This is a genomic window from Kitasatospora sp. NPDC004272, assembly GCF_053603035.1.
This window is the reverse complement of record NZ_JBSGET010000151.1, coordinates 1-20614: the sequence shown is the minus strand read 5'-3', so window position 1 is coordinate 20614 and position 20614 is coordinate 1. Positions and strand designations below refer to the sequence as shown.

Annotated in this window: 19 protein-coding genes; 3 read left to right on the top strand and 16 right to left on the bottom strand. The window is 72.9% G+C overall.

Annotation, left to right across the window (positions count from 1 at the left end; all coding sequences use genetic code 11):
• Window positions 1–97 precede the first annotated feature (97 nt).
• The 6 genes from ACWEO5_RS32640 to sodN form a co-directional block, all read right to left on the bottom strand.
• Window positions 98–1000: an RNA polymerase sigma factor SigF gene (locus ACWEO5_RS32640; RefSeq protein WP_452165764.1), complete on the bottom strand. Its 903-nt coding sequence runs from the start codon at window positions 998–1000 to the stop codon at window positions 98–100.
• 136 nt (window positions 1001–1136) lie between these two features.
• Complete coding sequence (locus ACWEO5_RS32635) at window positions 1137–1550, bottom strand: ATP-binding protein (RefSeq protein WP_344559051.1); 414 nt, start codon at window positions 1548–1550, stop codon at window positions 1137–1139.
• Window positions 1551–1718: 168 nt separating this feature from the next.
• Complete coding sequence (locus ACWEO5_RS32630) at window positions 1719–2198, bottom strand: GNAT family N-acetyltransferase (protein ID WP_344559052.1); 480 nt, start codon at window positions 2196–2198, stop codon at window positions 1719–1721.
• A gap of 133 nt (window positions 2199–2331) precedes the next feature.
• Window positions 2332–3312 (bottom strand): DUF1648 domain-containing protein, encoded by a 981-nt coding sequence (locus ACWEO5_RS32625; RefSeq protein WP_452165763.1) that lies wholly within the window; start codon window positions 3310–3312, stop codon window positions 2332–2334.
• Window positions 3309–3656, bottom strand: coding sequence for a GntR family transcriptional regulator (locus ACWEO5_RS32620; protein WP_452165762.1), 348 nt, complete (start codon window positions 3654–3656; stop codon window positions 3309–3311). The genes ACWEO5_RS32625 and ACWEO5_RS32620 overlap by 4 nt, the downstream gene beginning before the upstream one ends.
• Window positions 3657–4076: 420 nt before the next feature.
• Window positions 4077–4472 (bottom strand): superoxide dismutase, Ni, encoded by a 396-nt coding sequence (sodN, locus tag ACWEO5_RS32615; protein ID WP_030457790.1) that lies wholly within the window; start codon window positions 4470–4472, stop codon window positions 4077–4079.
• Between the two features lie 104 nt (window positions 4473–4576).
• Between sodN and sodX the strand changes: the two genes are divergently transcribed.
• Entirely contained in the window at window positions 4577–4999 is a 423-nt protein-coding gene (sodX, locus tag ACWEO5_RS32610; protein ID WP_452165761.1) for a nickel-type superoxide dismutase maturation protease, read from the top strand.
• Between the two features lie 34 nt (window positions 5000–5033).
• Here the strand turns inward: sodX and ACWEO5_RS32605 are convergent, their stop codons facing one another.
• From ACWEO5_RS32605 to ACWEO5_RS32585, 5 genes are all read right to left on the bottom strand, one after another.
• Window positions 5034–5621 carry a CGNR zinc finger domain-containing protein gene (locus tag ACWEO5_RS32605; protein ID WP_344559153.1) on the bottom strand — a complete coding sequence of 196 codons (588 nt, stop codon included), beginning with the start codon at window positions 5619–5621 and terminating at the stop codon, window positions 5034–5036.
• Window positions 5622–5759: 138 nt separating this feature from the next.
• Complete coding sequence (locus ACWEO5_RS32600) at window positions 5760–6512, bottom strand: amino acid ABC transporter ATP-binding protein (protein ID WP_344559173.1); 753 nt, start codon at window positions 6510–6512, stop codon at window positions 5760–5762.
• Window positions 6513–6550: 38 nt separating this feature from the next.
• A complete protein-coding gene (locus tag ACWEO5_RS32595; protein WP_452165760.1) occupies window positions 6551–7597 on the bottom strand; it encodes an amino acid ABC transporter permease in 1047 nt (348 codons plus the stop codon).
• Window positions 7598–7632: 35 nt separating this feature from the next.
• A complete protein-coding gene (locus tag ACWEO5_RS32590) occupies window positions 7633–8571 on the bottom strand; it encodes an ABC transporter substrate-binding protein (RefSeq protein WP_452165759.1) in 939 nt (312 codons plus the stop codon).
• A gap of 267 nt (window positions 8572–8838) precedes the next feature.
• A complete protein-coding gene (locus ACWEO5_RS32585; RefSeq protein WP_452165758.1) occupies window positions 8839–9789 on the bottom strand; it encodes an ABC transporter substrate-binding protein in 951 nt (316 codons plus the stop codon).
• A 564-nt stretch (window positions 9790–10353) separates the two neighbouring features.
• Here ACWEO5_RS32585 and ACWEO5_RS32580 point away from each other — a divergent pair.
• Both ACWEO5_RS32580 and ACWEO5_RS32575 read left to right on the top strand, forming a co-directional pair.
• Window positions 10354–11547 carry an NAD(P)-dependent malic enzyme gene (locus ACWEO5_RS32580; protein ID WP_452165757.1) on the top strand — a complete coding sequence of 398 codons (1194 nt, stop codon included), beginning with the start codon at window positions 10354–10356 and terminating at the stop codon, window positions 11545–11547.
• A gap of 151 nt (window positions 11548–11698) precedes the next feature.
• The gene (locus tag ACWEO5_RS32575; RefSeq protein ID WP_452165756.1) at window positions 11699–12661 is read left to right on the top strand and encodes a zinc-binding dehydrogenase; all 963 of its coding nucleotides are present in this window, start codon (window positions 11699–11701) and stop codon (window positions 12659–12661) included.
• Between the two features lie 70 nt (window positions 12662–12731).
• Here ACWEO5_RS32575 and ACWEO5_RS32570 read toward each other — a convergent pair whose 3' ends face one another.
• From ACWEO5_RS32570 to ACWEO5_RS32550, 5 genes are all read right to left on the bottom strand, one after another.
• Window positions 12732–13730, bottom strand: coding sequence for a helix-turn-helix transcriptional regulator (locus tag ACWEO5_RS32570; protein WP_452165755.1), 999 nt, complete (start codon window positions 13728–13730; stop codon window positions 12732–12734).
• Complete coding sequence (locus ACWEO5_RS32565) at window positions 13730–14623, bottom strand: DUF4097 family beta strand repeat-containing protein (RefSeq protein WP_452165754.1); 894 nt, start codon at window positions 14621–14623, stop codon at window positions 13730–13732. Before ACWEO5_RS32565 ends, ACWEO5_RS32570 begins: the two co-directional genes overlap by 1 nt.
• Window positions 14624–14840: 217 nt before the next feature.
• Window positions 14841–15023 (bottom strand): DUF6104 family protein, encoded by a 183-nt coding sequence (locus ACWEO5_RS32560; protein WP_100836393.1) that lies wholly within the window; start codon window positions 15021–15023, stop codon window positions 14841–14843.
• 63 nt (window positions 15024–15086) lie between these two features.
• The gene (locus tag ACWEO5_RS32555; RefSeq protein WP_452165753.1) at window positions 15087–16994 is read right to left on the bottom strand and encodes a serine/threonine-protein kinase; all 1908 of its coding nucleotides are present in this window, start codon (window positions 16992–16994) and stop codon (window positions 15087–15089) included.
• 201 nt (window positions 16995–17195) lie between these two features.
• Window positions 17196–20614: multifunctional oxoglutarate decarboxylase/oxoglutarate dehydrogenase thiamine pyrophosphate-binding subunit/dihydrolipoyllysine-residue succinyltransferase subunit (locus tag ACWEO5_RS32550; protein ID WP_452165752.1), on the bottom strand; the 3419-nt coding region annotated here is incomplete at its 5' end.

Here is a 20614-nt window from a genome sequence, read left to right as displayed (position 1 = left end):
GTGGGGACGGGCCCTGCGGCGTCGTGCGCGGGCGGTGCGGCGCGTGGCGGGACGCGGGCGGTGCGGCGCGTGGCGGGGTACGGGCGGTGCGGGGCGCCTACTCCTCGACCAGCAGCTTCTCGCGCAGCTGCGCGAGGGTGCGGGCGAGCAGCCGGGAGACGTGCATCTGGGAGATGCCCACCTCGGCCGCGATCTGCGACTGGGTCATGTTCCGGAAGAACCGCAGCACCAGGATCTTCTGCTCCCGGGGCGGCAGTTGGGCCAGCAGTGGCTTTAGCGACTCCCGGTACTCGACGCCCTCCAGCGCCTCGTCGGTGGCGCCCAGGGTGTCCGCCACGGCCGGCGACTCGTCGTCGCTGTCCGGCACGTCCAGCGAGAGGGTGGAGTACGCGTTGGCGGACTCCAGGCCCTCCAGCACGTCCTCCTCCGAGATGCCCAGGTGCTCGGCCAGCTCGTGCACCGTCGGCGACCGGCCGTGCCGCTGGGACAGCTCGCTGGTCGCCGTGGTCAGCGACAGCCGGAGCTCCTGCAGGCGGCGCGGCACCCGCACCGCCCAGCCCTTGTCCCGGAAGTGCCGCTTGATCTCGCCGACGATGGTCGGCGTCGCGTACGTGGAGAACTCCACCCCGCGCTCGTGGTCGAACCGGTCCACCGACTTGATCAGGCCGATGGTGGCGACCTGGGTCAGGTCGTCCAGCGGCTCGCCGCGGTTGCGGAAGCGCCGGGCCAGGTGCTCCACCAGCGGGATGTGCATCCGGACCAGCTGGTTGCGGATCTCCACCCGCTCCGGCGAGCCCTCCGGCAGCTCGGACAGCCGGACGAACAGCGCCCGGGCCGCCTCGCGGTCCGGGGCGCCGCTGCGGTGCCCCTGGGCCGGCACGGTCGAGCGGACGGCCTCGGCGGCCGCCGCCGGGCCGTCGACCACCGCGGGCTCGGCCGCGGGCACCGACTCGGGCGCCGTCTCGGGCCGCTCGGGCTTCGGATCGGTCGGCTGGCTCATCCGGTGGGAGTCCTTCGGGGGGGCTTCGTCAGGGGTGGCGGTGCGGGCGACGCTCGCCTGCGGCGGTACGACGGCAACTGTGCGGTCCAGATCACTCACGGCGATCACCCGTTCCGTTCCGAGAACACGTCACTACCTACGGCTGGCCCGGCGACCCGCCGCGCTTCTTGTGCAGGCTGATGGAGACCGTGTTGTCCGAGCCCACCGTCGAGTCCACCTCGCCGGCCAGCGCGGAGAGCACCGTCCAGGCGAAGGTGTCCCGCTCCGGGGCCCGGCCGTCGGTGGTCGGGGCGGACACGGTGACCCGCAGCGAATCGCCCACCAACTGGAACACGCAGCTCAGGATCGAGCCGGGCACCGCCTGTTGGAGCAGGATCGCGCACGCCTCGTCCACCGCGATCCGGAGATCCTCGATCTCGTCCAGGGTGAAGTCGAGCCGCGCCGCGAGGCCGGCCGTCGCCGTCCGCAGCACCGAGAGATAGGCGCCCGCCGCGGGCAGCCGGACCTCAACGAAGTCCTTCACTCCGGGCTCGCCGTAGATCTGGGACACCCTCACCTCCTGGGTGACGCACGGTGCTTGCGGCCGGGGAGCTGCCAACACCACTGGCTCGGTTCAACTGCCTTGTGCCCCGAGACGTTACCGCGCCCGGGGGCGGTCTGTCGTGATCTCGCGTCACCGTCACGGGAACGAGGGATCACCGTTCGAACGGGGGCCCGCTCAGCGCGGCTCGGAGCCGAGCGCGGCCAGCGCCCCGTCGGTCAGCCGGAAGACCGTCCACTCGTCCATCGGCACCGCGCCGAGCGACTTGTAGAAGCCGATCGACGGCTCGTTCCAGTCCAGCACCGACCACTCCAGCCGCTGGTACCCGCGTTCCACGCAGATCCGGGCCAGCTCGGTCAGCAGCGCCCTGCCGTGGCCGCCGCCGCGCTTCTCCGGGCGGACGTACAGGTCTTCCAGGTAGATGCCGTGGGTGCCGCGCCAGGTCGAGAAGTTCCGGAACCAGAGCGCGAAGCCGACCGGCTCGCCGGACTCCTCCTCGGCGATCAGGCCGAACACCGCCGGGTGCTCGCCGAACAGCGCGTCGTGCAACTGCTCCTCGGTGGCCTTCGCCTCGGACAGCGCCCGCTCGTACTCGGCGAGTTCGCGGATCATGGCGTGGACGAAGGGGACGTCGGCGGGAGTCGCGGTGCGGATCATACGGTCGAGCGTACCCATCTCACCCCTTCATCCGGAATGGCCTTTATGCCCGGGGCGGCACCGCCGGAAACGGACTCCGGACGGGCGCCCCGGGCACGGGCGGTGAGGACGCGGTGACGCGGTGACGCGGGGGTCAGGCGTCCTGGCGGGCGCGCAGCGCGTTCAGCAGGGCCGCGCCGCGCTCGGCGTCGTCGACGCTCACCGCGAAGTCGTGGCCGGTGGCGCGGATCCGCACCACCAGGCACGCGCCGGCGCGCAGCATCACGGTGGTGCCGCGCCCGCTCAACCGGTAGCCCCAGCCGCCGACCTGGGAGGGCAGCCGGTCCTCGACCCGGGCCGACTCCAGTTCGGCCAGCGCCCAGCGCCGGGTCGGCAGGCCGAACACGCCCAGCGCCACCTCCAGACCGGTGTCGGAGACCCGCACCCGCACCGAGGAGCAGCACGCGGCGGCCAGGCCCACCACCGCCGACACGGCGAACAGCGGCCAGCCCCACTCCGCCCCGAACAGGCCGGTCGCGCTGCCCAGCAGGGCGACCGCCGCCAGCGGGCCGCACACCGCCGCGAGCACCCGCAGCGCGGGGTTGTCGGCCCGGGAGAACCACGCCAGGCGCTCGCCCTCGGGGAGCTCCAGCACCGGGCCGGCTGGCGCCGGGGGAGCGGCGGTCGCCAGGCCGCGCCCGCCCAGCAACCGCACCGCCAGACCGGTCAGCAGCGCGGCGGCCAGGCCGCCGAGGAACCAGCCCAGCGGGAGCCGGGCCCCGTGCCAGTCGGCGCGGTCCAGGTTGGCGCGGACCGCGGCGCTCTGCAGACCGAGGAACAGCACGCCGCCCGACAGCAGACCGGCCAGCGTCCAGACCCGCCACAGCGGGTCGCTCCGGCGCAGGACCGACAGGCCCGCCGCGCCCAGCACCGCCCAGATCAGCGCCGGCACCAGGCAGGCCGCCCACAGCGGCATCGAGCCGTTCGCGGTGCTGCCGCGCCAGTGGGTGGCCAGCCGGTCGGGCAGCCGGTCGCCGACGGTCAGCGGCAGCACGGCGGTCAGCACCGCGGTGCCCGACACCCAGAGCGCCGGCCACAGCAGGCCGCCCCGGTCGGCCTTCTCCTGCTCGCTCACGGTATCCCCCTGATCATTTCGATGAGTTCGTCCCTGCCGTACCCGGCCCGGGCGGCCTCCGCGACCAGCGCACGGGCCTGCTCCAGCAGTCCGGAACGCCGGTCGGCGCCCGCCGCGACGGTCACGCCCCGGCCCCGGCGGAACTCCAGCACCCCGGCGTCGCGCAAGTCGCGCAGACCGCGCAGGACGGTGTTGACGTTCACGTCGAGCGCCTGGGCGAGGTCGCGCGCGGAGGGCAGCCGGCCGCCGGGGCGGAACTCGCCCTCGGCGACGGCGCGGCGGACGGCGGCGGCGACCTGCTCGTGCAGGGGCCGGGTGTCCTTGGTGTCCAGTCTCAGCAACATGGTGCTAATGAAACTAGCACCATTGGATTCCTGGGGGAAGCAGGAGGACGGGGAGTCGCCTGCGGCGGGCTTCCGAGGGGAGGTGATGGCTGCGCCGGGTGGCGGGGGAGCCGCCTGCGGCGGGGGCTCCTGGGGGAGGGGATGGCCGCGCGGCGCGGCAGAGAGTCGCCTGCGGCGGGCTCTTGGGGAAGCGGGCGCCTGCGGCGGGTCGCCGGGGGGATGGCCGTACGGCGGGGGAGCCGCCTTGCGGCGGGCTCTTCGGGAAGCGGGGGTGCCTCCGGGGTCGAGTGCGCCGGGCGGCGGGGGCGGGGCGGGAGTTGTCGGCGGCGGGCTTGCGGGGGCGGGAACGCGGGAACCCGGCTGCCGGGCCCCTTGGGCGGGGTGGTGGCAGCCGGGTTCTCTGGGTGGTGCGGTGGGGCGTCAGGCCTTCTTGGTCTCCCAGAAGATGGCGTCGATCTCGGCGATCAGGTCCAGCAGGGCCTGGCCGGTCGCCGGGTCGGTGGACGCCTTGGCGGCCGAGGCGGCCTTGCCGGCGCGGTTGAACAGGTCGTGCAGGCCCGGGTAGGCCTCGAAGTGCGGGGCCTTGAAGTAGTCGGTGTGCAGCACCGAGAGGTGGTGCTTGACCAGCTCGGCGCGCTCCTCCTTGATGACGATGGCGCGAGCGCGGAACTCGGCGTCCTCGTTGGCCTGGTACTTCTCCTGAGTGGCCTTCACGGACTCGGCCTCGATGCGGGCCTGGGCCGGGTCGTACACGCCGCAGGGGAGGTCGCAGTGGGCGTGGGCGGTGACTCGCGGAGCAAACAGACGAGAGAACATGGGGGTCCTTCCTTAGATCGTCTTCCCGGGCCCGACATTACCCTCACGGCGGGCCGAAATCGCCGTCGCCCCGGTGGCCTAGGGCAAAAGAAGGAGTTCGAACCATGCGATATGGGACACCGCTCGGCGTCGCCGACATCGCCGGTCCGTCGATGCGCCGGACGCTCTCCGACGGCGACCGGGTGCTGGTGCGCTACGGCGCGCGGCTGCGGCCCGGGGCGATCGCGCTGTACCGGCACCCGCTGCAGCAGGACCTGTTGGTGGTCAAGCGCGCGGCGGGGCGGCGGCCCGGGGGCTGGTGGATGCTCTCCGACAATCCGCTGGTGCGCACCGACAGCCGCGAATACGGCGCGGTGCCGGACGAGTTGGTGCTCGGCCGGGTGCTGCTGCGGCTGGCCCCCCGGCCGGCCTGGCTGGCGCCGGGGCGGCGGCTGGAGCGGCTGCTGGGCGGGCCGCTGCTGCGCGGCCGGGTGCCGCGGTTCGCCGAACGGCTGGGCGTGGGCGTCCCGTTCGAGGGGGAGCTGTGACGCGGTGCCCGGTGACGTGCCGTCAGCCGGGGGTTCAGCCCTGGGCGGCCAGGGCGCGCTGGGCCTCCTGGCGCTTGCGGGCCCGGTAGGCGGCCACGTTGGCGCGGGTGGCGCAGCGGTCGGAGCAGTAGCGGCGGGAGCGGTTGGTGGAGGTGTCGAGGTAGGCGTTGCGGCAGGGCGCGGCCTGGCAGGTGCCGAGCCGGTCGACGCCGAGCCCGGTGAGGTGGATGGCCAGGCCCATGCAGGCGACGGCGGCGTAGTTGGCGGCCGCGGTGGGGGCGTTGTCGGCCAGGTGCAGGTGCCAGTTGGGGCGGCCGGTGTCGTCCAGGTCGTCGTGGCCGGAGACCAGCGGGCTGACGGGGTACTCCACCATCAGGCTGTTGAGCAGGTCGACGGCCCGGACGTCCTCTCCCGCGGCGGCGGCCTCGAACACCCCGCGCAGCCGGGTGCGGACCGCGCGCAGCCGGGGCAGGTCGGCCTCGTCGGCGAGCGCGGCGGCCCGGGAGGGGCCGCCGAACAGCGACCGGACGGCGTCCACCGAGGTGAGGTCGTCGGTGCCGCGGTCGGGTTCCTCGCTGTTGACCAGCCGGACGGCGAAGTCGGCGTACGAGGCGAGCTCCACGGGGGTCCTTCCGGCGGGGTGTAACGGGTCGAATGACTCCAGGGTATTACAGGTGCGGGGGCGCGTGCCGGTGCCCGCCGCGCGCGGGGGCGCGGGGCGGGCACCGGGGGCGTACGGGCGTGCGGTACGGCGGACGGGTCAGAGCACCTTGGAGAGGAACGCGCGGGTGCGCTCGTGCTGCGGGTTGCCGAGCACGTCGCGCGGGTGGCCGGACTCGACCACCACGCCGTCGTCCATGAACACCAGCGCGTCGCCGACCTCGCGGGCGAAGCCCATCTCGTGGGTGACCACGATCATCGTCATGCCCTCCTCGGCCAGGCCGCGCATCACGTCCAGCACGTCGCCGACCAGTTCGGGGTCGAGCGCCGAGGTGGGCTCGTCGAACAGCATCAGCTTGGGCTCCATGGCCAGGGCCCGGGCGATCGCCACCCGCTGCTGCTGGCCGCCGGAGAGCTGGGACGGGTAGTTTCCGGCCTTGTCGGCCAGGCCGACCCGCTCCAGCAGGGCCATCGCGCGCTCCTTGGCGGCGGCCCGGCCCTCCTTCTTGACCTGCACCGGCGCCTCGGTGACGTTCTCCAGCGCGGTCATGTGCGGGAAGAGGTTGAAGCGCTGGAAGACCATGCCGATGTCCCGGCGCTTGAGCGCGACCTCGCGGTCCCGCAACTCGTGGAGCCGGTCGCCCTTCTGCCGGTAGCCGACCAGCTCGCCGTCCACGTACAGCCGGCCGGCGTTGATCTTCTCCAGGTGGTTGATGCAGCGCAGGAAGGTGGACTTGCCGGAGCCGGACGGGCCGACCAGGCAGAACACCTCGCTCTGCCGCACCTCCAGGTCGATGCCCTTGAGCACCTCGACCTGGCCGTAGGACTTGTGCACGCCCTCGGCCCGGACCATCGGGCGGTCGGCGGCCAGGGGCGGCTTGGACAGGTCGGTCATGCGTCCTTCCCTCCGTCCGGAGCGCTGCCCGGAGCGCCGCCGGAAGCGCTGCCCGGAGCACCGCCGGGGGCGGCGCCGGGCGTCGCGGTGGCGGTGGCCGCCGCCGGGCCCGCCGTCCTCGCCGGGGCGCGGCCGGCGAACAGGGCGCGCACCCGCTGCAGCGGGGTGGGCGGCAGCGTCCGGTTGGCGCCGCGGGCGTAGTACCGCTCCAGGTAGTACTGGCCGACGGTCAGGATCGAGGTCAGCAGCAGGTAGTAGATCGAGATCGCGATCATCGCCGCGATCGGCTTGTAGGTGCGGGTGGAGATGTCGTGGCCGGCGGTGAACAGCTCCACCAGCGAGATCACCTGCACCAGCGAGGTGGTCTTCAGCATCGAGATGGTCTCGTTGCCGGTCGGCGGGATGATCACCCGCATCGCCTGCGGCAGCACGATCCGGCGCAGCACGGTGGTCCGGCTCATGCCGAGCGCGTGCGCGGCCTCGGACTGGCCCTCGTCCACCGACTGGATGCCGGCCCGGACGATCTCCGCCATGTAGGCGGCCTCGTTGAGGCCGAGGCCGAGCAGGGCGGCGGTGAACACCGGCACCAGGGTGTTGGAGTCCTGGGACCAGAAGGACGGGCCGAACGGGACGCCGAGCGAGATCTGCTTCCACAGGAAGCCGATGTTGTTCCAGAGCACCAGCTGCACCAGGACCGGGGTGCCGCGGAAGACCCAGATGTAGAACCAGGCGGTGCCGGAGAGCACCGGGTTCTTCGACAGCCGCATGACGGCCAGCAGCACGCCGCCGACCACGCCCATCAGCATGGACAGCGCGGTCAGCTCCAGGGTGACCCAGATGCCGTGCACCACGGTGGGGTCGCGCAGCGTGGCGCCGACGAAGTCCCAGTCCAGCGCCGGGTTGGTGAGCAGGACGTGCAGCAGCATCGCGCCGAGCACGGCCACGACCGCGACGGAGACCCAGCGGCCGGGGTGGCGGACGGGGACGGCCCTGATGGTCTCGGGCCCTCCCCGCTGCGCCGACCCCTGATCGGTCTTTTCCACGTGATTACCTCGTCGGGGGATCGGGCGGCGGAGGGTCAGCCCTGGCCGGCGGGGTTGATCTCGGAGGTGCTGATCGCTCCGGCGGAGACGCCCCACTTGTCGAGGACGGCCTTGTAGGTGCCGTCCGCCATCAGCGACTGGATCGCGCCCTGGACGGCCTTGCCCAGCGGCGAGCCCTTGGCCAGGATCACGCCGTAGGGGGCGGCGCCGTAGGTGTCGCCGAGCTTCTCCAGCTGGCCGCCGGTCTGCTTGAGGGCGTAGTCGATGACCGGGGAGTCGGCCAGCATCACCTGGTCGCGGCCGGAGACCAGCGACTGGGCGACGTCGGTCTGCAGCGCGAAGCGGTCGCCGTCGTTCGGGACGGCGGGCTTGCCGGCCTTGGCGCAGTCCGGGTTGCGGGTGTCCTTGACCTCGTCGGCCTGGGTGGTGCCGTCCTGGACGGCGACCTTCTTGCCGCACAGGTCGTCCAGGGCGATCTTGTCCGGGTTGCCCTTCTTCACGGCGGCGGAGGTGCCGGCCGAGAAGTAGGTGACCATGTCGACCTGCTCCTCGCGCTCCTTGGTGTCGGTGAAGGAGCTCATGCCGAGTTGGTACTTGTTCGACTGGATGCCGGGGATGATGTCGGTGAAGCCGGCGCTCTGGAAGTCGGCGGTCAGGCCGAGCTTCTGGGCGATGGCGACGCCCAGGTCGACGTCCATACCGACGATCTTGCCCTTCTCGTCCTTGAACTCGTTGGGCGCGTACGAGGTGTCGGAGCCGACCACCAGCTTGCCGCCGGACTTGAGTTCGGCCGGGACGAGGGCGGCCAGTGCCGGGTCGGCCTGGACGGCCGGGATGGACTGGGTGGGGATCGGGGCGGCGCCCGAGGTGGTGGTGGTGCCGGAGCTGCCGCAGGCGGCGAGGAGCAGCGAGCCGGCCGCGAGGGCCGCCGTCGCGGCGATCGGCCGCAGGCGAGGGGTACGGGCAGCGGACATGGGGGGATCTCCTCCTGGGGGTCGGACGGTGTTCGCGCTGCCGGGTGGGGTGGCGCGGTACAGCGGGGTCGGTGCTCGCCACCCTCCGCCGAGGTGACAGGTGGATCCGGTGTGGGGGAATCCTGCCACTGCGGGTGGGCAATTCATCCCCGTCACAGATCAAAATCGGATAACAGGACGGGCTACTGTCCGTTATCCGGATCATTTACATGATCATGTCACCCGATGCATAGCCATGCACCGGGTGACCACCCGTCAGGCGGAAGCCTAGAAGCCGCCGTTCACCACCGCGCTCTGCACCGCGCCGTCGGACAGGCCCCACTTGGCCAGGATCCCGTCGTACTCGCCGGAGTGGATCAGCCGGTCCAGCGCCTCCGTCACGGCGTCCCGCAGCGCGGTGTCCTCCTTCGAGAAGGCGATCCCGTACGGCGCCACCTGCCACTGCTCACCGGTCAGTTGGAACTTCCCGCCGGCCCGGCCGTTCTTCACCGCGTACGCCGCCACCGGCGCGTCGTCCAGGTCCGCCGCGGCCCGGCCCTGCGCGACCAGGGCCAACGCCTGCTCGTCGGTCTCGGTCTCGGTCACCGTCAGCTTCCGGCCGGCCTTCTCGCACGCCCCGGCCTGCCGCTCCAGCATCCCCGCCTGGGTGGTCCCGCGCTGCACCGCGACCGTCCGCCCGCACAGGTCGTCCAGGCCGGCGATCCGCTGCGGATTGCCCCCGGCCACCACGATCGAGGTGCCGGTGGCGAAGTAGTCGAGGAAGTCCACGCCGTCGTTCACCTTGCGGGCCTGCTCGTCGACGCCGTCCCGGCGCTGCGGGGTGTCGGTCATCCCCGACATCACCACGTCGTACTCGTGCGCCTGCAGCCCCAGCCGCAGCCGGTCGAACGGCACGTCGCTGAACTGCACCCGCAGGCCCAGGACGTTGCCCAGCGCGTTGGCCAGGTCCACGTCCAGGCCGTCCGGCCGGTCCCCGTCCGCCTTGAAGCCGATCGGGGGGTAGGTCAGGTCCGCGCCGATCCGCAGCACCCCGTCCTTGCGCACCTGCTCCGGCAGCCGGTCCCGCGGGCCGGACGCCGACCCGGCGTCGCCGCCCGACGGAGCGGTGGAGCCGCAGCCGGCCAGCAGCAGCGTTCCGGCCAGGGCCGCGGCGGTGAGGGCGCCCGCGGCGGGGCGCGGACGGGCCCCGGGTCTGGCGGGGGGAGTGGCCGTCGACATCTCGATCCTCCTGTGGGAGAGGGGTGGGCCCCCGCCGCTGCGCGCTGGTGTGCGCGACCGGTGCGCCGGGGCAGGACGCGGACCCGACAGGTGCGGGAACGTCCGGACAACGGTGGTCGAACACCGGATACTGCCATCCCGGCCTGATGGACCGGGTCGCGGGTGTGTCAGAATCTGGTATCGGGTGACCCCCGACGCAGAACTCAGACCGCCGGTCCGCCACAGGGCCGGGGGCGCGGACGAACGGAAGCCCTCACCGGCTCCGTATCCGAGGCGCCGGTTTCCCCTCCGTGTCTGCGTTCATTCCTGCGAGTGCCCTGCGGACCCCTCGCTCTTCAGGGGCCACGCGGACAAGAAGGACCCGGCACAGGTGCGGTGCCGGCGTCCGGACGAACAAGCGCAGAACACCTAAAACCCTCACCCCGAGGGCGCCGCCCGACGGCTGCGCCCCGACCCGGACCCGGGTGCGCCCCAGGCGGCGCGCCCGTACTCGCGCATTGCCGCGCACCGAGGTCGAAGTCCGTCGGACGCGCGCCTTCGCTGATATATGACGAAGAGGTCATTGTGGCAGCGGAGATCATCACCGACACCCAGAGCACCGACGACCCGGTCGACGCCGTCTTCGCGCTGCACCGCGGCGGCAAGATGGAGATCCGGGCGACCGTCCCGGTCCGCGACAGCGAGGACCTGTCGCTCGCCTACACCCCGGGCGTGGCCCGGGTCTGCACCGCCATCGCCGAACAGCCCGCGCTGGTCGACGACTACACCTGGAAGGCCAACACCGTCGCGGTGGTCACCGACGGCACCGCGGTGCTCGGCCTCGGCGACATCGGCCCGCGGGCCTCGCTGCCCGTGATGGAGGGCAAGGCCATCCTGTTCAAGCAGTTCGGCGGCGTCGACGCGGTGCCGATCGCGCTGGACTGCACCGGCGTCGACGAGATCGTCGAGACCGTGGTCCGGCTCGCCCCGTCCTTCGGCGGCGTCAACCTGGAGGACATCTCCGCCCCCCGCTGCTTCGAGATCGAGCGGCGGCTCCAGGAGCGGCTCGACATCCCGGTCTTCCACGACGACCAGCACGGCACCGCGATCGTCACCACCGCCGCGCTGTGGAACGCCGCGCAGGTGACCGGCCGTCAGGTCGGCGACCTGCGCGCGGTCATCTCCGGCGCGGGCGCGGCCGGCATCGCGATCGCCAAGATGCTGCTCGCCGCCGGCATCGGCGACGTCGCGGTCTGCGACCGCCGCGGCGTGGTCCACCGGGGCCGTACGGACCTCACCGACGTCAAGGCGGAGATCGCGGCGCTCACCAACCGCGGCGGTGTCACGGGCACCCTGGCCGACGCGCTGAACGGCGCCGACGTGTTCATCGGCGTCTCCGGCGGCACCGTTCCGGAGGAGGTCGTGGCCACCATGGCGCCCGGCTGCTTCGTCTTCGCGATGGCCAACCCCACCCCGGAGATCCACCCCGAGGTCGCCCACCGCTACGCGGCCGTGGTCGCCACCGGGCGCTCGGACTTCCCGAACCAGATCAACAACGTGCTGGCCTTCCCCGGCATCTTCGCCGGCGCCCTCTCGGTCCGGGCCAGCCGGATCTCCGAGGGCATGAAGCTCGCCGCCGCCAAGGCCCTGGCGGGCGTCGTCGCCGACGAACTGACCCCGCAGAAGGTCATCCCGTCGCCCTTCGACGAGCGGGTCGCCCCGGCGGTCACCCGCGCCGTCGCGGAGGCCGCCAGGGCGGAGGGGCTCGCCCGGATCTGACCCGGGGGCGCACAGCGCCGGGATCCGCCCGGGGAAACCCCCGAGGGCGGATCCCGCTGCGCCCGGAACGGCCGTCCCGGAAAAGCAATATGGGGACGTTCACAGTGAGTCGCGGTTAACACGCGGCGCACCGCCCGGCTATGGTCCGGGCATGTTCGCTGCCTACGCCGCCCGCACCAGTCCCGACGACCCGCTGAGCGCACTCGAACTGGGCGAGGTGCCCGAACCGGAGGCCCGCCCCGGCTGGAGCGTGGTGACGGTGAGGGCCGCCACGCTGAACCACCACGACCTGTGGTCGCTGCGCGGGGTCGGCCTGCCCGCCGAGCGGCTGCCGATGGTGCTCGGCTGCGACGCGGCGGGCGTGGACGAGGACGGCAACGAGGTGGTGATCCACTCGGTGGTCGGCCAGAGCGGCCACGGGGTGGGCCCGCACGAGCCCCGCTCGATCCTGACCGAGCGCTACCAGGGCACCTTCGCGCAGCGCGTCGCGGTGCCGACCTGGAACCTGCTGCCCAAGCCCGCCGAACTGAGCTTCGAACAGGCCGCCTGCCTGCCCACCGCCTGGCTGACCGCGTACCGGATGCTGTTCACCAACGCGGGCGTGAAGCCCGGTGACACGGTGCTGGTGCAGGGCGCCGGCGGCGGGGTGTCGACCGCGCTGGTGGTGCTGGCCAAGGCCGCCGGGCTGCGGGTGTGGGTCACCGGCCGGGACGAGGCCAAGCGGGCCCGGGCGGTCGAACTCGGCGCGGACGCGGCCTTCGAGAGCGGCGCCCGGCTGCCGGAGCGGGTGGACGCGGTGCTGGAGACGGTCGGCGCGGCGACCTGGTCGCACTCGGTGAAGTCGCTGCGCCCGGGCGGCACCATCGTGATCTCGGGGGCCACCAGCGGGCCGAGCCCGAAGGCCGCCGAGCTGAACCGGATCTTCTTCCTGGAGCTCAAGGTGGTCGGCTCGACCATGGGCAGCAAGGAGGAGCTGGCCGGGCTGCTCGCGCTCTGCGCCAACTCCGGGGTGCGGCCGGTGATCGACTCGGTGCTGCCGCTGGCCGACGCCCGGGAGGCGTTCGCCCGGCTGGAGCGCGGGGACGTGTTCGGCAAGCTGGTGCTCACCCCCTGACGCCGCCGCCGGACGGCGGCGGAGCGCCCCCGACCCGTCCTCGGGGGCGCTCCGGGTTCCTCGTGCGGGCCTAACGCCCGTACAGCGCGCGGGCGGCGGCGGCCAGCGCCCGCTGGGCGCGGGCCAGCCGGGCGGCGTCGACGCCGCGGTCGCGGGCGGTGTCCCGGACGTGGTCGCGGAACCGGTCGAGCAGCCGCTCCAGCTCGCGGGCCGGGTCGCCGGCCGGGTCGGTGCGGGCCCAGTCGGGCAGCGGCTCGGCGGCCCCGGGCGCCTGGGCGTTCTCGGCGCCCTCGGCGTCCTTGTCCAGGTCGATCCGGACGGCCGGCTCCTCCGGCCCGCCCCAGCGCGCCGCGTCCGCCAACGAGCCGAGGCCGCGGGTCAGTTCGGCCAGGCCCTCGGCCAGGCCGGCCGACCAGCCGCCGCCCGCGGCGTGCGCCCGGACCTGCTCCTCGATCCGGCGCTTGAGCCGCAGCGCCTCCTGCTGGGCGGCGGTGCGGGCGGCCTTGGACTGCTCGCGCAGCTTCCTGGCCTCGGCCTCGGCGGCCTTGGCCTGCTGCCGGGCGGCCTTCTCCTGCTCCTTGGCCCGCCGGGCCTGCTCCTTGGTCTCGGCCTTGAGCCGGGCGAACTCCTCCTTGGCCCGCTGCCAGGACTCCTGGTCGCGCCAGGACGTCCCGGTGCCGGACGCCCCGGGCTCGGCCTGGTTCCAGAGCTCGGCACGCAGGTCCTTGGCGTTGTCCCGGACGTCCTGCCGGATGGCCCCGGCGAGCTGGCCGACCGAGTCGTGGATCTCGGCCTCCAGGTCGGTCAACTCGGCCGAGCGGGAGGCGAGTTCGTCCCGCCCGAGATCGGTGAGCCGGTAGACCTTGCGGCCGCCCTCGGTGGTGTGGCTGACCAGGCCCTCGGCCTCCAGCTTGGCGAGCCGGGGGTAGACGGTGCCCGCGGAGGGCGCGTACAGGCCGTGGAAGCGCTCCTCCAGCAGGCGGATCACCTCGTACCCGTGCCGGGGGCTCTCGTCGAGCAGCTTCAGCAGGTACAGGCGCAGCCGCCCGTGGCCGAACACCGGTGTCATCAGGACTCCTTGGTCAGGTCGAGCGGGGCCGCCGGCAGCTCCTTGGCCGGGCGGTCCTCCTCGGTCTCGGGGCGGCGCTGGACGGTGACCGCGCCGGTGACGGTGGTCACCGAGAGGCGGCCGCGGCCGGTGCCGAGCTGGCCGGAGAGCTTCTTGGAGCCCCAGCCGCCGCCGACGCTCAGCTCGGCGAAGGCGCTGGAGAGCGTACCGCTGGTGGTGCCGGCCTCGACCTTGGCGTCGGCCAGGGCGGGCAGCCGGACGCCGACCGCACCGGAGACGGTGTTGACGGCGATGTCGGTGGGGGTGGCGGCGTCCAGGTCCAGGGTGACGGCGCCGGAGACCGAGTGGGCGCGGATCCGCGTCGCGGAGCCGGCCACCAGGGTGACCGCGCCGGACACCGTGTTGACCTTCAGCTCGCCGGACAGGCCCTCGGCGTCCACGTCCCCCGAGACGGTGTTGGCGCTGACCTGGCCGGTCAGCCCGGCCAGCGTGGTGGCGCCGCTGGCGCCGTGCACCCCGACCTCGCCGGCGATGCCGGAGATCGTGGCGTCGGCGGAGACGGTGCCGACCCGGACCACGGCGGAGGCCGGGACCGCCACCGTGACGTCGGCGCTGCGCTTGCGGCGCAGGCCGGAGAAGAAGGACTTGGCGGTCGGCACGGACTTCACGGCCGCGCCGAGCTCGCTCCAGCTGAGGTCCTTGTAGGTCACGGTCAGCACGCCGTCCGCCAGCGAGACCTGGAGCGGCTCGCCCTCCAGCCGGGCCACCTCCAGCCGGGCGGGGCCCTCGGTGGGCACCACGTTCACCGTGCCGTCGACGACGCGCACGTGCAGGGTGTGCACCGCCTCGTCGAAGGCGATCTTCTCGGTGCTGTCTACCGTCCACTCGGTCATTTCCGGCTCCCCGTCCGTCCTGTCCTCCGATACGCGATGTATCGCGTCCTTCCTGCTATTCACGATATATCGCGTAGCCGGGAAGTCAAGGAGCCCCGACCCCCACCCCGACCCGGAGCGGACCCCGAGGCGCGGCTCGGGGAGGACCCCGGGAACGACGACGGCCCGGAAGGCGGACTCGCCTTCCGGGCCGTGCGGTCGACCGCGCCTCAGCCGGTCACTCCTCGTCGTCCTCGTCGTCCAGCCGGGCCAGCCAGGTGGCCAGCCGCTCCACCGGCACCTCGAAGTCCGGGTTCAGGTCCACGAACTCCCGCAGGCGCTCGGCCAGCCACTCGAAGGTGACCTCCTCCTCGCCACGCCGGCTCTCCAACTCCTCGATGCCGCGGTCGGTGAAGTACACGGTGGTTCGCTCCGGGGGTGGGTGGTTCCAGGTCCGTCGGGACCCAGGATAGTGCGGCGCCGATCAGCCGTTGTACCGGTAGTAGCTGAGCGAGAGCGACACCGCGCCGTCGTTGGTGACGTTGCCGATCTTCATGATCGCCACGCTCCAGGTCTGCCGGTTGCGCACGCAGATCACCCGGCCCGGCGGGAGGTCGGAGTACGGGAAGTCGGCGCTCGGGTTCTTGTCGATGGCGTCCGAGCACTCCTGCGGGGTCATCGAGTCCGCCTTGCCGAGGTACCGGTCGTAGCCGTCCGTCACCCGCAGGTCGTCGTAGCCGGGCCGCAGGAAGACGTCGTTGTCGGAGGAGGCCGGCACCACCTTGCCGTTGAGCAGGTCGAAGCCGTAGTCGGTGCTGGGCACCGACAGCTCGCGGTCGGTGTAGACCGCGGTGAATCCGGCGGGCGCCCCGCTCTTGCGGGCGGAGGGCGAGGCGGACGCCGAGGGGGAGGCCTTCGTCGGGGTGTCCGACGGCGCCGCCGTCACCTGGTCCTGACTGCCGCCGCCGCTGCCGCCGCTGCCGCCCGCCGGGTCCGGGCTCGCCGGGGCGCTCTGCGTCGCGGTCGTCGTCTTGTCCTTGTCCTTGTCGTTGAGCGTCTTCATCAGCACCAGGCCGCCGGTGGTGCCCGCCAGCAGCGTCACCAGCGCGACCACCAGCAGGGTCTTCCAGGACACCCCGCCCCGGCGCTCCGGCTTCGCGGCCCGCGCGGCCGGGGCCGCGGCGGCCGGGGCCGGCCCGGGCTCGGCGGCCAGCGGGACGGCGGGCGCCGGCGGCGGGGTGTGCTGCTCGGTCAGCCGCAGCGTCGGATCGGCCGGGGCGACCGGGCCGGTGACCGCCTCCGAGGTCGGGGTGAGCGGTCCGAACGCGCCGGACGGCGGCACCACGGGGGCGGAGTGTTGCGCGGGGGGCGCGGCCGGGGGCGCGAACGGGGCGGCGACCGGCGGCGGGGGAGCGGCGGGCAGCGCCGGCGCCGCGGGCAGCGGGGTCGGCGGGGTCCGCGGCAGGTCGGAGCGCCGGGTGATCTCGGTGTTCACCTGCCCGGGCAGCCAGTCCTCGCCGAACCGCAGCTGCCCGCCGACCACCGGGTGCTCCCGGGCCGCCTGGATGATCTCCGCGGGCGTCGGCCGGTCCTCCGGGTCCTTCGCCAGGCAGCGGCCGATCAGCTCGCGCAGCGGCGCCGGGACGGTGCTCAGCTCCGGCTCCTCGTGCACCACCCGGTACAGCACCGCGGTGTCCGGCCCGTCGCCGAACGGCGGCGCGCCGCCCGCCACGTACGCGGCCAGCGCGCCCAGCGCGAACACGTCGGTGGCCGGGGTGATCGTCCGGCCCTGGGCCTGCTCCGGCGACATGAACGCGGGCGAGCCGATCCGGTAGCCGGTGCCGGTCAGCGCCGTCGCGTCGGCGGCCCGGGCGATGCCGAAGTCGATCACCCGCGGCCCGTCCGAGGCCACCAGCACGTTGGCCGGCTTGAGGTCCCGGTGCACCACCTGGACGCTGTGGATCGCCTGCAGCGCCTCCGCGATGCCGCCCACCAGCAGCAGCACCGTGCGCACCGGCAGCGCGCCGTGCTCGCGCACCACCTGCTGCAGCGACGGGCCCGGCACGTACGAGGTGACCAGCCACGGCGCGCCCGACTCCAGGCCGCCGGAGTCGATCACCTGCGCGGTGTACAGCCCGTGGATCCGCTGGGCGCTGCTCACCTCCTGGGCGAAGCGGCGGCGGAACTCGCCGTCCTCGGCGAACTCGGGGCGCACCACCTTGAGCGCCACCGGACGCCCGCCCGGCGTGTACGACAGGTAGACCCGGCCCATGCCGCCGGCGCCGAGGCGGGCGAACAGCCGGTAGCCGCCGACCTCGCGGGGGTCGTCCGCCAGCAGGGGTTGGAAGACCGGCGGGAGCGGGACGGCGTTCTGCGGAGTGTCGGCTGCCATGCGGCGGGTCCCCCTTGGATGAGCGTGTCGAAAGACGGCCGTCCGCGCGCGGGCGTCGGAAACGGCGAACCACAACCTACCGATCCGTCAGATCCCTTGCAGCCCGCGGTGCCCGACGGAGCGTCACGGTCCGGAAACGGAACCGCCCCGCCCCCGGAGAACCGGGGGCGGGGCGGTCGGTGCCGTGCCGCGCTCAGCGCGTCAGAGCGAGAACACCTCTTCGACCAGCGCCTGCTGCTCGGCGGCGTGCCGCTTGGCGGAACCCACGGCCGGGGCCGAGGACGCGGTGCGGGCCACCCGGCGCAGTCGGGCGTTGCCGCCGGAGCGGCCGATCACGACCTGCAGGTGGTCGACCAGGTTCATCGCGATGAACGGCCAAGCACCCTGGTTCGCCGGCTCCTCCTGCGCCCAGACGAACTGGACGTTCTCGCCGTAGCGGCCCAGCTCCTCCTGCAGCTCGGCCACCGGCAGCGGGTACAGGCGCTCGACGCGGACGATCGCGGTGTCGGTGACGCCGCGCTCGGTCCGGGCCGCCTCCAGGTCGTAGTAGAACTTGCCGGAGGTGATGACCACCTTGCGGACCTGCGCCGGGTCGACCGTGCTGTCCCCGATCACCGGGCGGAAGCCGCCGCTGAGGAACTCGGAGGCGGCGGACGCCGCGGCCTTCAGGCGCAGCATCGACTTCGGGGTGAAGACGATGAGCGGCTTGTGGTGCGGGTTGTGCGCCTGCCAGCGCAGCAGGTGGAAGTAGTTCGACGGCAGGGTCGGCATGGCGACCGTCATGTTGTCCTGCGCGCACAGCGCCAGGAAGCGCTCCGGGCGGGCGGACGAGTGGTCCGGGCCCTGGCCCTCCATGCCGTGCGGCAGCAACAGGGTGACGCCGGAGTGCTGGCCCCACTTCTGCTCGGCGGACGCGATGTACTCGTCGACCATGGTCTGCGCGCCGTTGACGAAGTCGCCGAACTGCGCCTCCCACATGACCAGCGCGTTCGGGCGGGTCAGCGAGTAGCCGTACTCGAAGCCCATCGCCGCGTACTCGCTGAGCAGCGAGTCGTAGACGGTGAACCGGGCCTGGTCCTCGGTCAGGTACATCAGCGGGGTGTAGTCCTCGCCGGTGTTCCGGTCGATCAGCACCGCGTGGCGCTGGCCGAAGGTGCCGCGGCGCGAGTCCTGGCCGGCCAGCCGGACGGGGTGGCCCTCCATCAGCAGCGAGCCGATGGCGAGCGCCTCGCCGGTGGCCCAGTCGATGGTGTTGTCCTCGACCGAGGCGGCGCGGCGCTGCAGCTGCGGCAGCAGGCGCGGGTGCACGGTCAGCCAGTCCGGCAGGTTGACCTGCGAGGCGGCGATCCGCTTGACCATCTCGGCGGAGATGCCGGTCTGGATGGACACCGGGAAGTCGGCGACCGGGCGGCCGGTCTCGGCCGGGGCCGGGGCGGCGGTGGCCTCGCGGACCTCGGCGAACACCTTCTCCAGCTGGCCCTGGAAGTCCTGGAGCGCCTGCTCCGCCTCTTCCATGGTGATGTCGCCGCGACCGATCAGCGCCTCGGTGTAGAGCTTGCGCACCGAGCGCTTCTTGTCGATCAGGTCGTACATCAGCGGCTGGGTGAACGACGGGTTGTCGGCCTCGTTGTGACCGCGGCGGCGGTAGCAGATGAGGTCGATCACGACGTCCTTGTGGAACTGCTGGCGGAACTCGAAGGCCAGCCGCGCGACGCGGACCACGGCCTCCGGGTCGTCGCCGTTCACGTGGAAGATCGGCGCCTCGATCATCCGGGCCACGTCGGTGCAGTACATCGACGAGCGCGAGGAGGCCGGGGCGGCGGTGAAGCCGACCTGGTTGTTGACCACGATGTGCACGGTGCCGCCGGTGCGGTAGCCGCGCAGCTGCGACATGTTCAGGGTCTCCGCGACCACGCCCTGGCCGGCGAAGGCCGCGTCGCCGTGGATCTGGATCGGGAGCACCGGGAAGGTGGTGCCGCCGAAGTCCAGGATGTCCTGCTTGGCGCGGGCGATGCCCTCGACCACCGGGTCGACGGTCTCCAGGTGCGAGGGGTTGGCGGCCAGCGACACCTTGATGGTCTCGCCGTCCAGGCCGGTGAAGGTGCCCTCGGAGCCCAGGTGGTACTTGACGTCGCCGGAGCCGTGCATCGACTTCGGGTCGAGGTTGCCCTCGAACTCGCCGAAGATCTTGCCGAACGGCTTGCCGACGATGTTCGCCAGCACGTTCAGCCGGCCGCGGTGGGCCATGCCGATGACGGCCTCGTCGAGGCGGTGCTCGGCGGCGGCGTCGATGGTGGCGTCCAGCAGCGGGATGAGCGACTCGCCGCCCTCCAGCGAGAACCGCTTCTGCCCGACGTACTTGGTCTGCAGGAAGGTCTCGAACGCCTCGGCCGAGTTCAGCCGGCGCAGGATGCGCAGCTGCTCCTCGCGCTCGGGCTTGGTGTACGGCTTCTCCAGGCGCTCCTGCAGCCACTTGCGCTGCGCCGGGTCCTGGATGTGCATGTACTCGATGCCGACGGTGCGGCAGTAGGTGTTGCGCAGCAGGCCGAGGATGTCGCGGAGCTTCATCATCTTCTGGCCGCCGAAGCCGCCGACCGCGAACTCGCGCTCCAGGTCCCACAGGGTGAGGCCGTGCGAGACGACGTCCAGGTCGGGGTGCTTGCGCTGCATGTACTCCAGCGGGTCGGTGTCGGCCATCAGGTGGCCGCGGACCCGGTAGGAGTGGATCAGCTCGATGACCCGGGCGGTCTTGTTGACCTCGTCGTCGTGGGTGGTCGCCACGTCGGTGGCCCAGCGCACCGGCTCGTACGGGATCCGCAGGGACTCGAAGACCTCGTCGTAGAAGTCGTTCGCGCCCAGCAGCAGCTGGTGGATCGAGCGGAGGAACTCGCCCGAGGCCGCACCCTGGATGACCCGGTGGTCGTAGGTCGAGGTCAGGGTCATGATCTTGGAGATGCCCAGGCGGGCCAGCGTCTCCGGGGAGGAGCCCTGGAACTCGGCCGGGTACTCCATGGCGCCGACGCCGACGATGGTGCCCTGGTTCTGCATCAGGCGCGGCACCGAGTGCACGGTGCCGATGCCGCCGGGGTTGGTCAGCGAGACCGTGACGCCGGTGAAGTCGTCCATGGTCAGCTTGTTGGCGCGGGCCCGGCGGACGATGTCCTCGTAGGCCTGCCAGAAGCCGAAGAAGTCGAGCGTCTCGGCCTTCTTGATGGCCGCGACGACCAGCTGGCGGTCGCCGTTCGGCTTGACCAGGTCGATGGCGAGGCCCAGGTTCACGTGCTCGGGCTTCACCAGGTAGGACTTGCCGTCCTCCACCTTGTAGCTGTAGTTCATCGCGGGGTTGGCCTTCACGGCCTGGACCAGCGCGTAGCCGATCAGGTGGGTGAAGGACACCTTGCCGCCGCGGGCGCGCTGCAGGTGGTTGTTGATGACGATGCGGTTGTCGATCAGCAGCTTCGCCGGGACGGCGCGCACCGAGGTGGCGGTCGGAACCTCCAGCGAGGCGTCCATGTTGGACGCCACGGCCTTGGCCGGGCCGCGCAGCGGGACCAGCTCCGGACCCTCGGCGGCGGCCTTCGCGGGCGCGGCGGCGGCCGGGGCCGCGGCCTTCGGCGCGG

Bases quoted from the DNA above. Each gene is read 5' to 3' on its own strand.
- ACWEO5_RS32640 (WP_452165764.1), bottom strand. From the start codon at position 1,000: ATGAGCCAGCCGACCGATCCGAAGCCCGAGCGGCCCGAGACGGCGCCC.
- ACWEO5_RS32630 (WP_344559052.1), bottom strand. From the start codon at position 2,198: ATGATCCGCACCGCGACTCCCGCCGACGTCCCCTTCGTCCACGCCATG.
- ACWEO5_RS32620 (WP_452165762.1), bottom strand. From the start codon at position 3,656: ATGTTGCTGAGACTGGACACCAAGGACACCCGGCCCCTGCACGAGCAG.
- sodN (WP_030457790.1), bottom strand. From the start codon at position 4,472: ATGTTCTCTCGTCTGTTTGCTCCGCGAGTCACCGCCCACGCCCACTGC.
- sodX (WP_452165761.1), top strand. From the start codon at position 4,577: ATGCGATATGGGACACCGCTCGGCGTCGCCGACATCGCCGGTCCGTCG.
- ACWEO5_RS32600 (WP_344559173.1), bottom strand. From the start codon at position 6,512: ATGGTCCGGGCCGAGGGCGTGCACAAGTCCTACGGCCAGGTCGAGGTG.
- ACWEO5_RS32590 (WP_452165759.1), bottom strand. From the start codon at position 8,571: ATGTCCGCTGCCCGTACCCCTCGCCTGCGGCCGATCGCCGCGACGGCG.
- ACWEO5_RS32585 (WP_452165758.1), bottom strand. From the start codon at position 9,789: ATGTCGACGGCCACTCCCCCCGCCAGACCCGGGGCCCGTCCGCGCCCC.
- ACWEO5_RS32575 (WP_452165756.1), top strand. From the start codon at position 11,699: ATGTTCGCTGCCTACGCCGCCCGCACCAGTCCCGACGACCCGCTGAGC.
- ACWEO5_RS32570 (WP_452165755.1), bottom strand. From the start codon at position 13,730: ATGACACCGGTGTTCGGCCACGGGCGGCTGCGCCTGTACCTGCTGAAG.
- ACWEO5_RS32565 (WP_452165754.1), bottom strand. From the start codon at position 14,623: ATGACCGAGTGGACGGTAGACAGCACCGAGAAGATCGCCTTCGACGAG.
- ACWEO5_RS32555 (WP_452165753.1), bottom strand. From the start codon at position 16,994: ATGGCAGCCGACACTCCGCAGAACGCCGTCCCGCTCCCGCCGGTCTTC.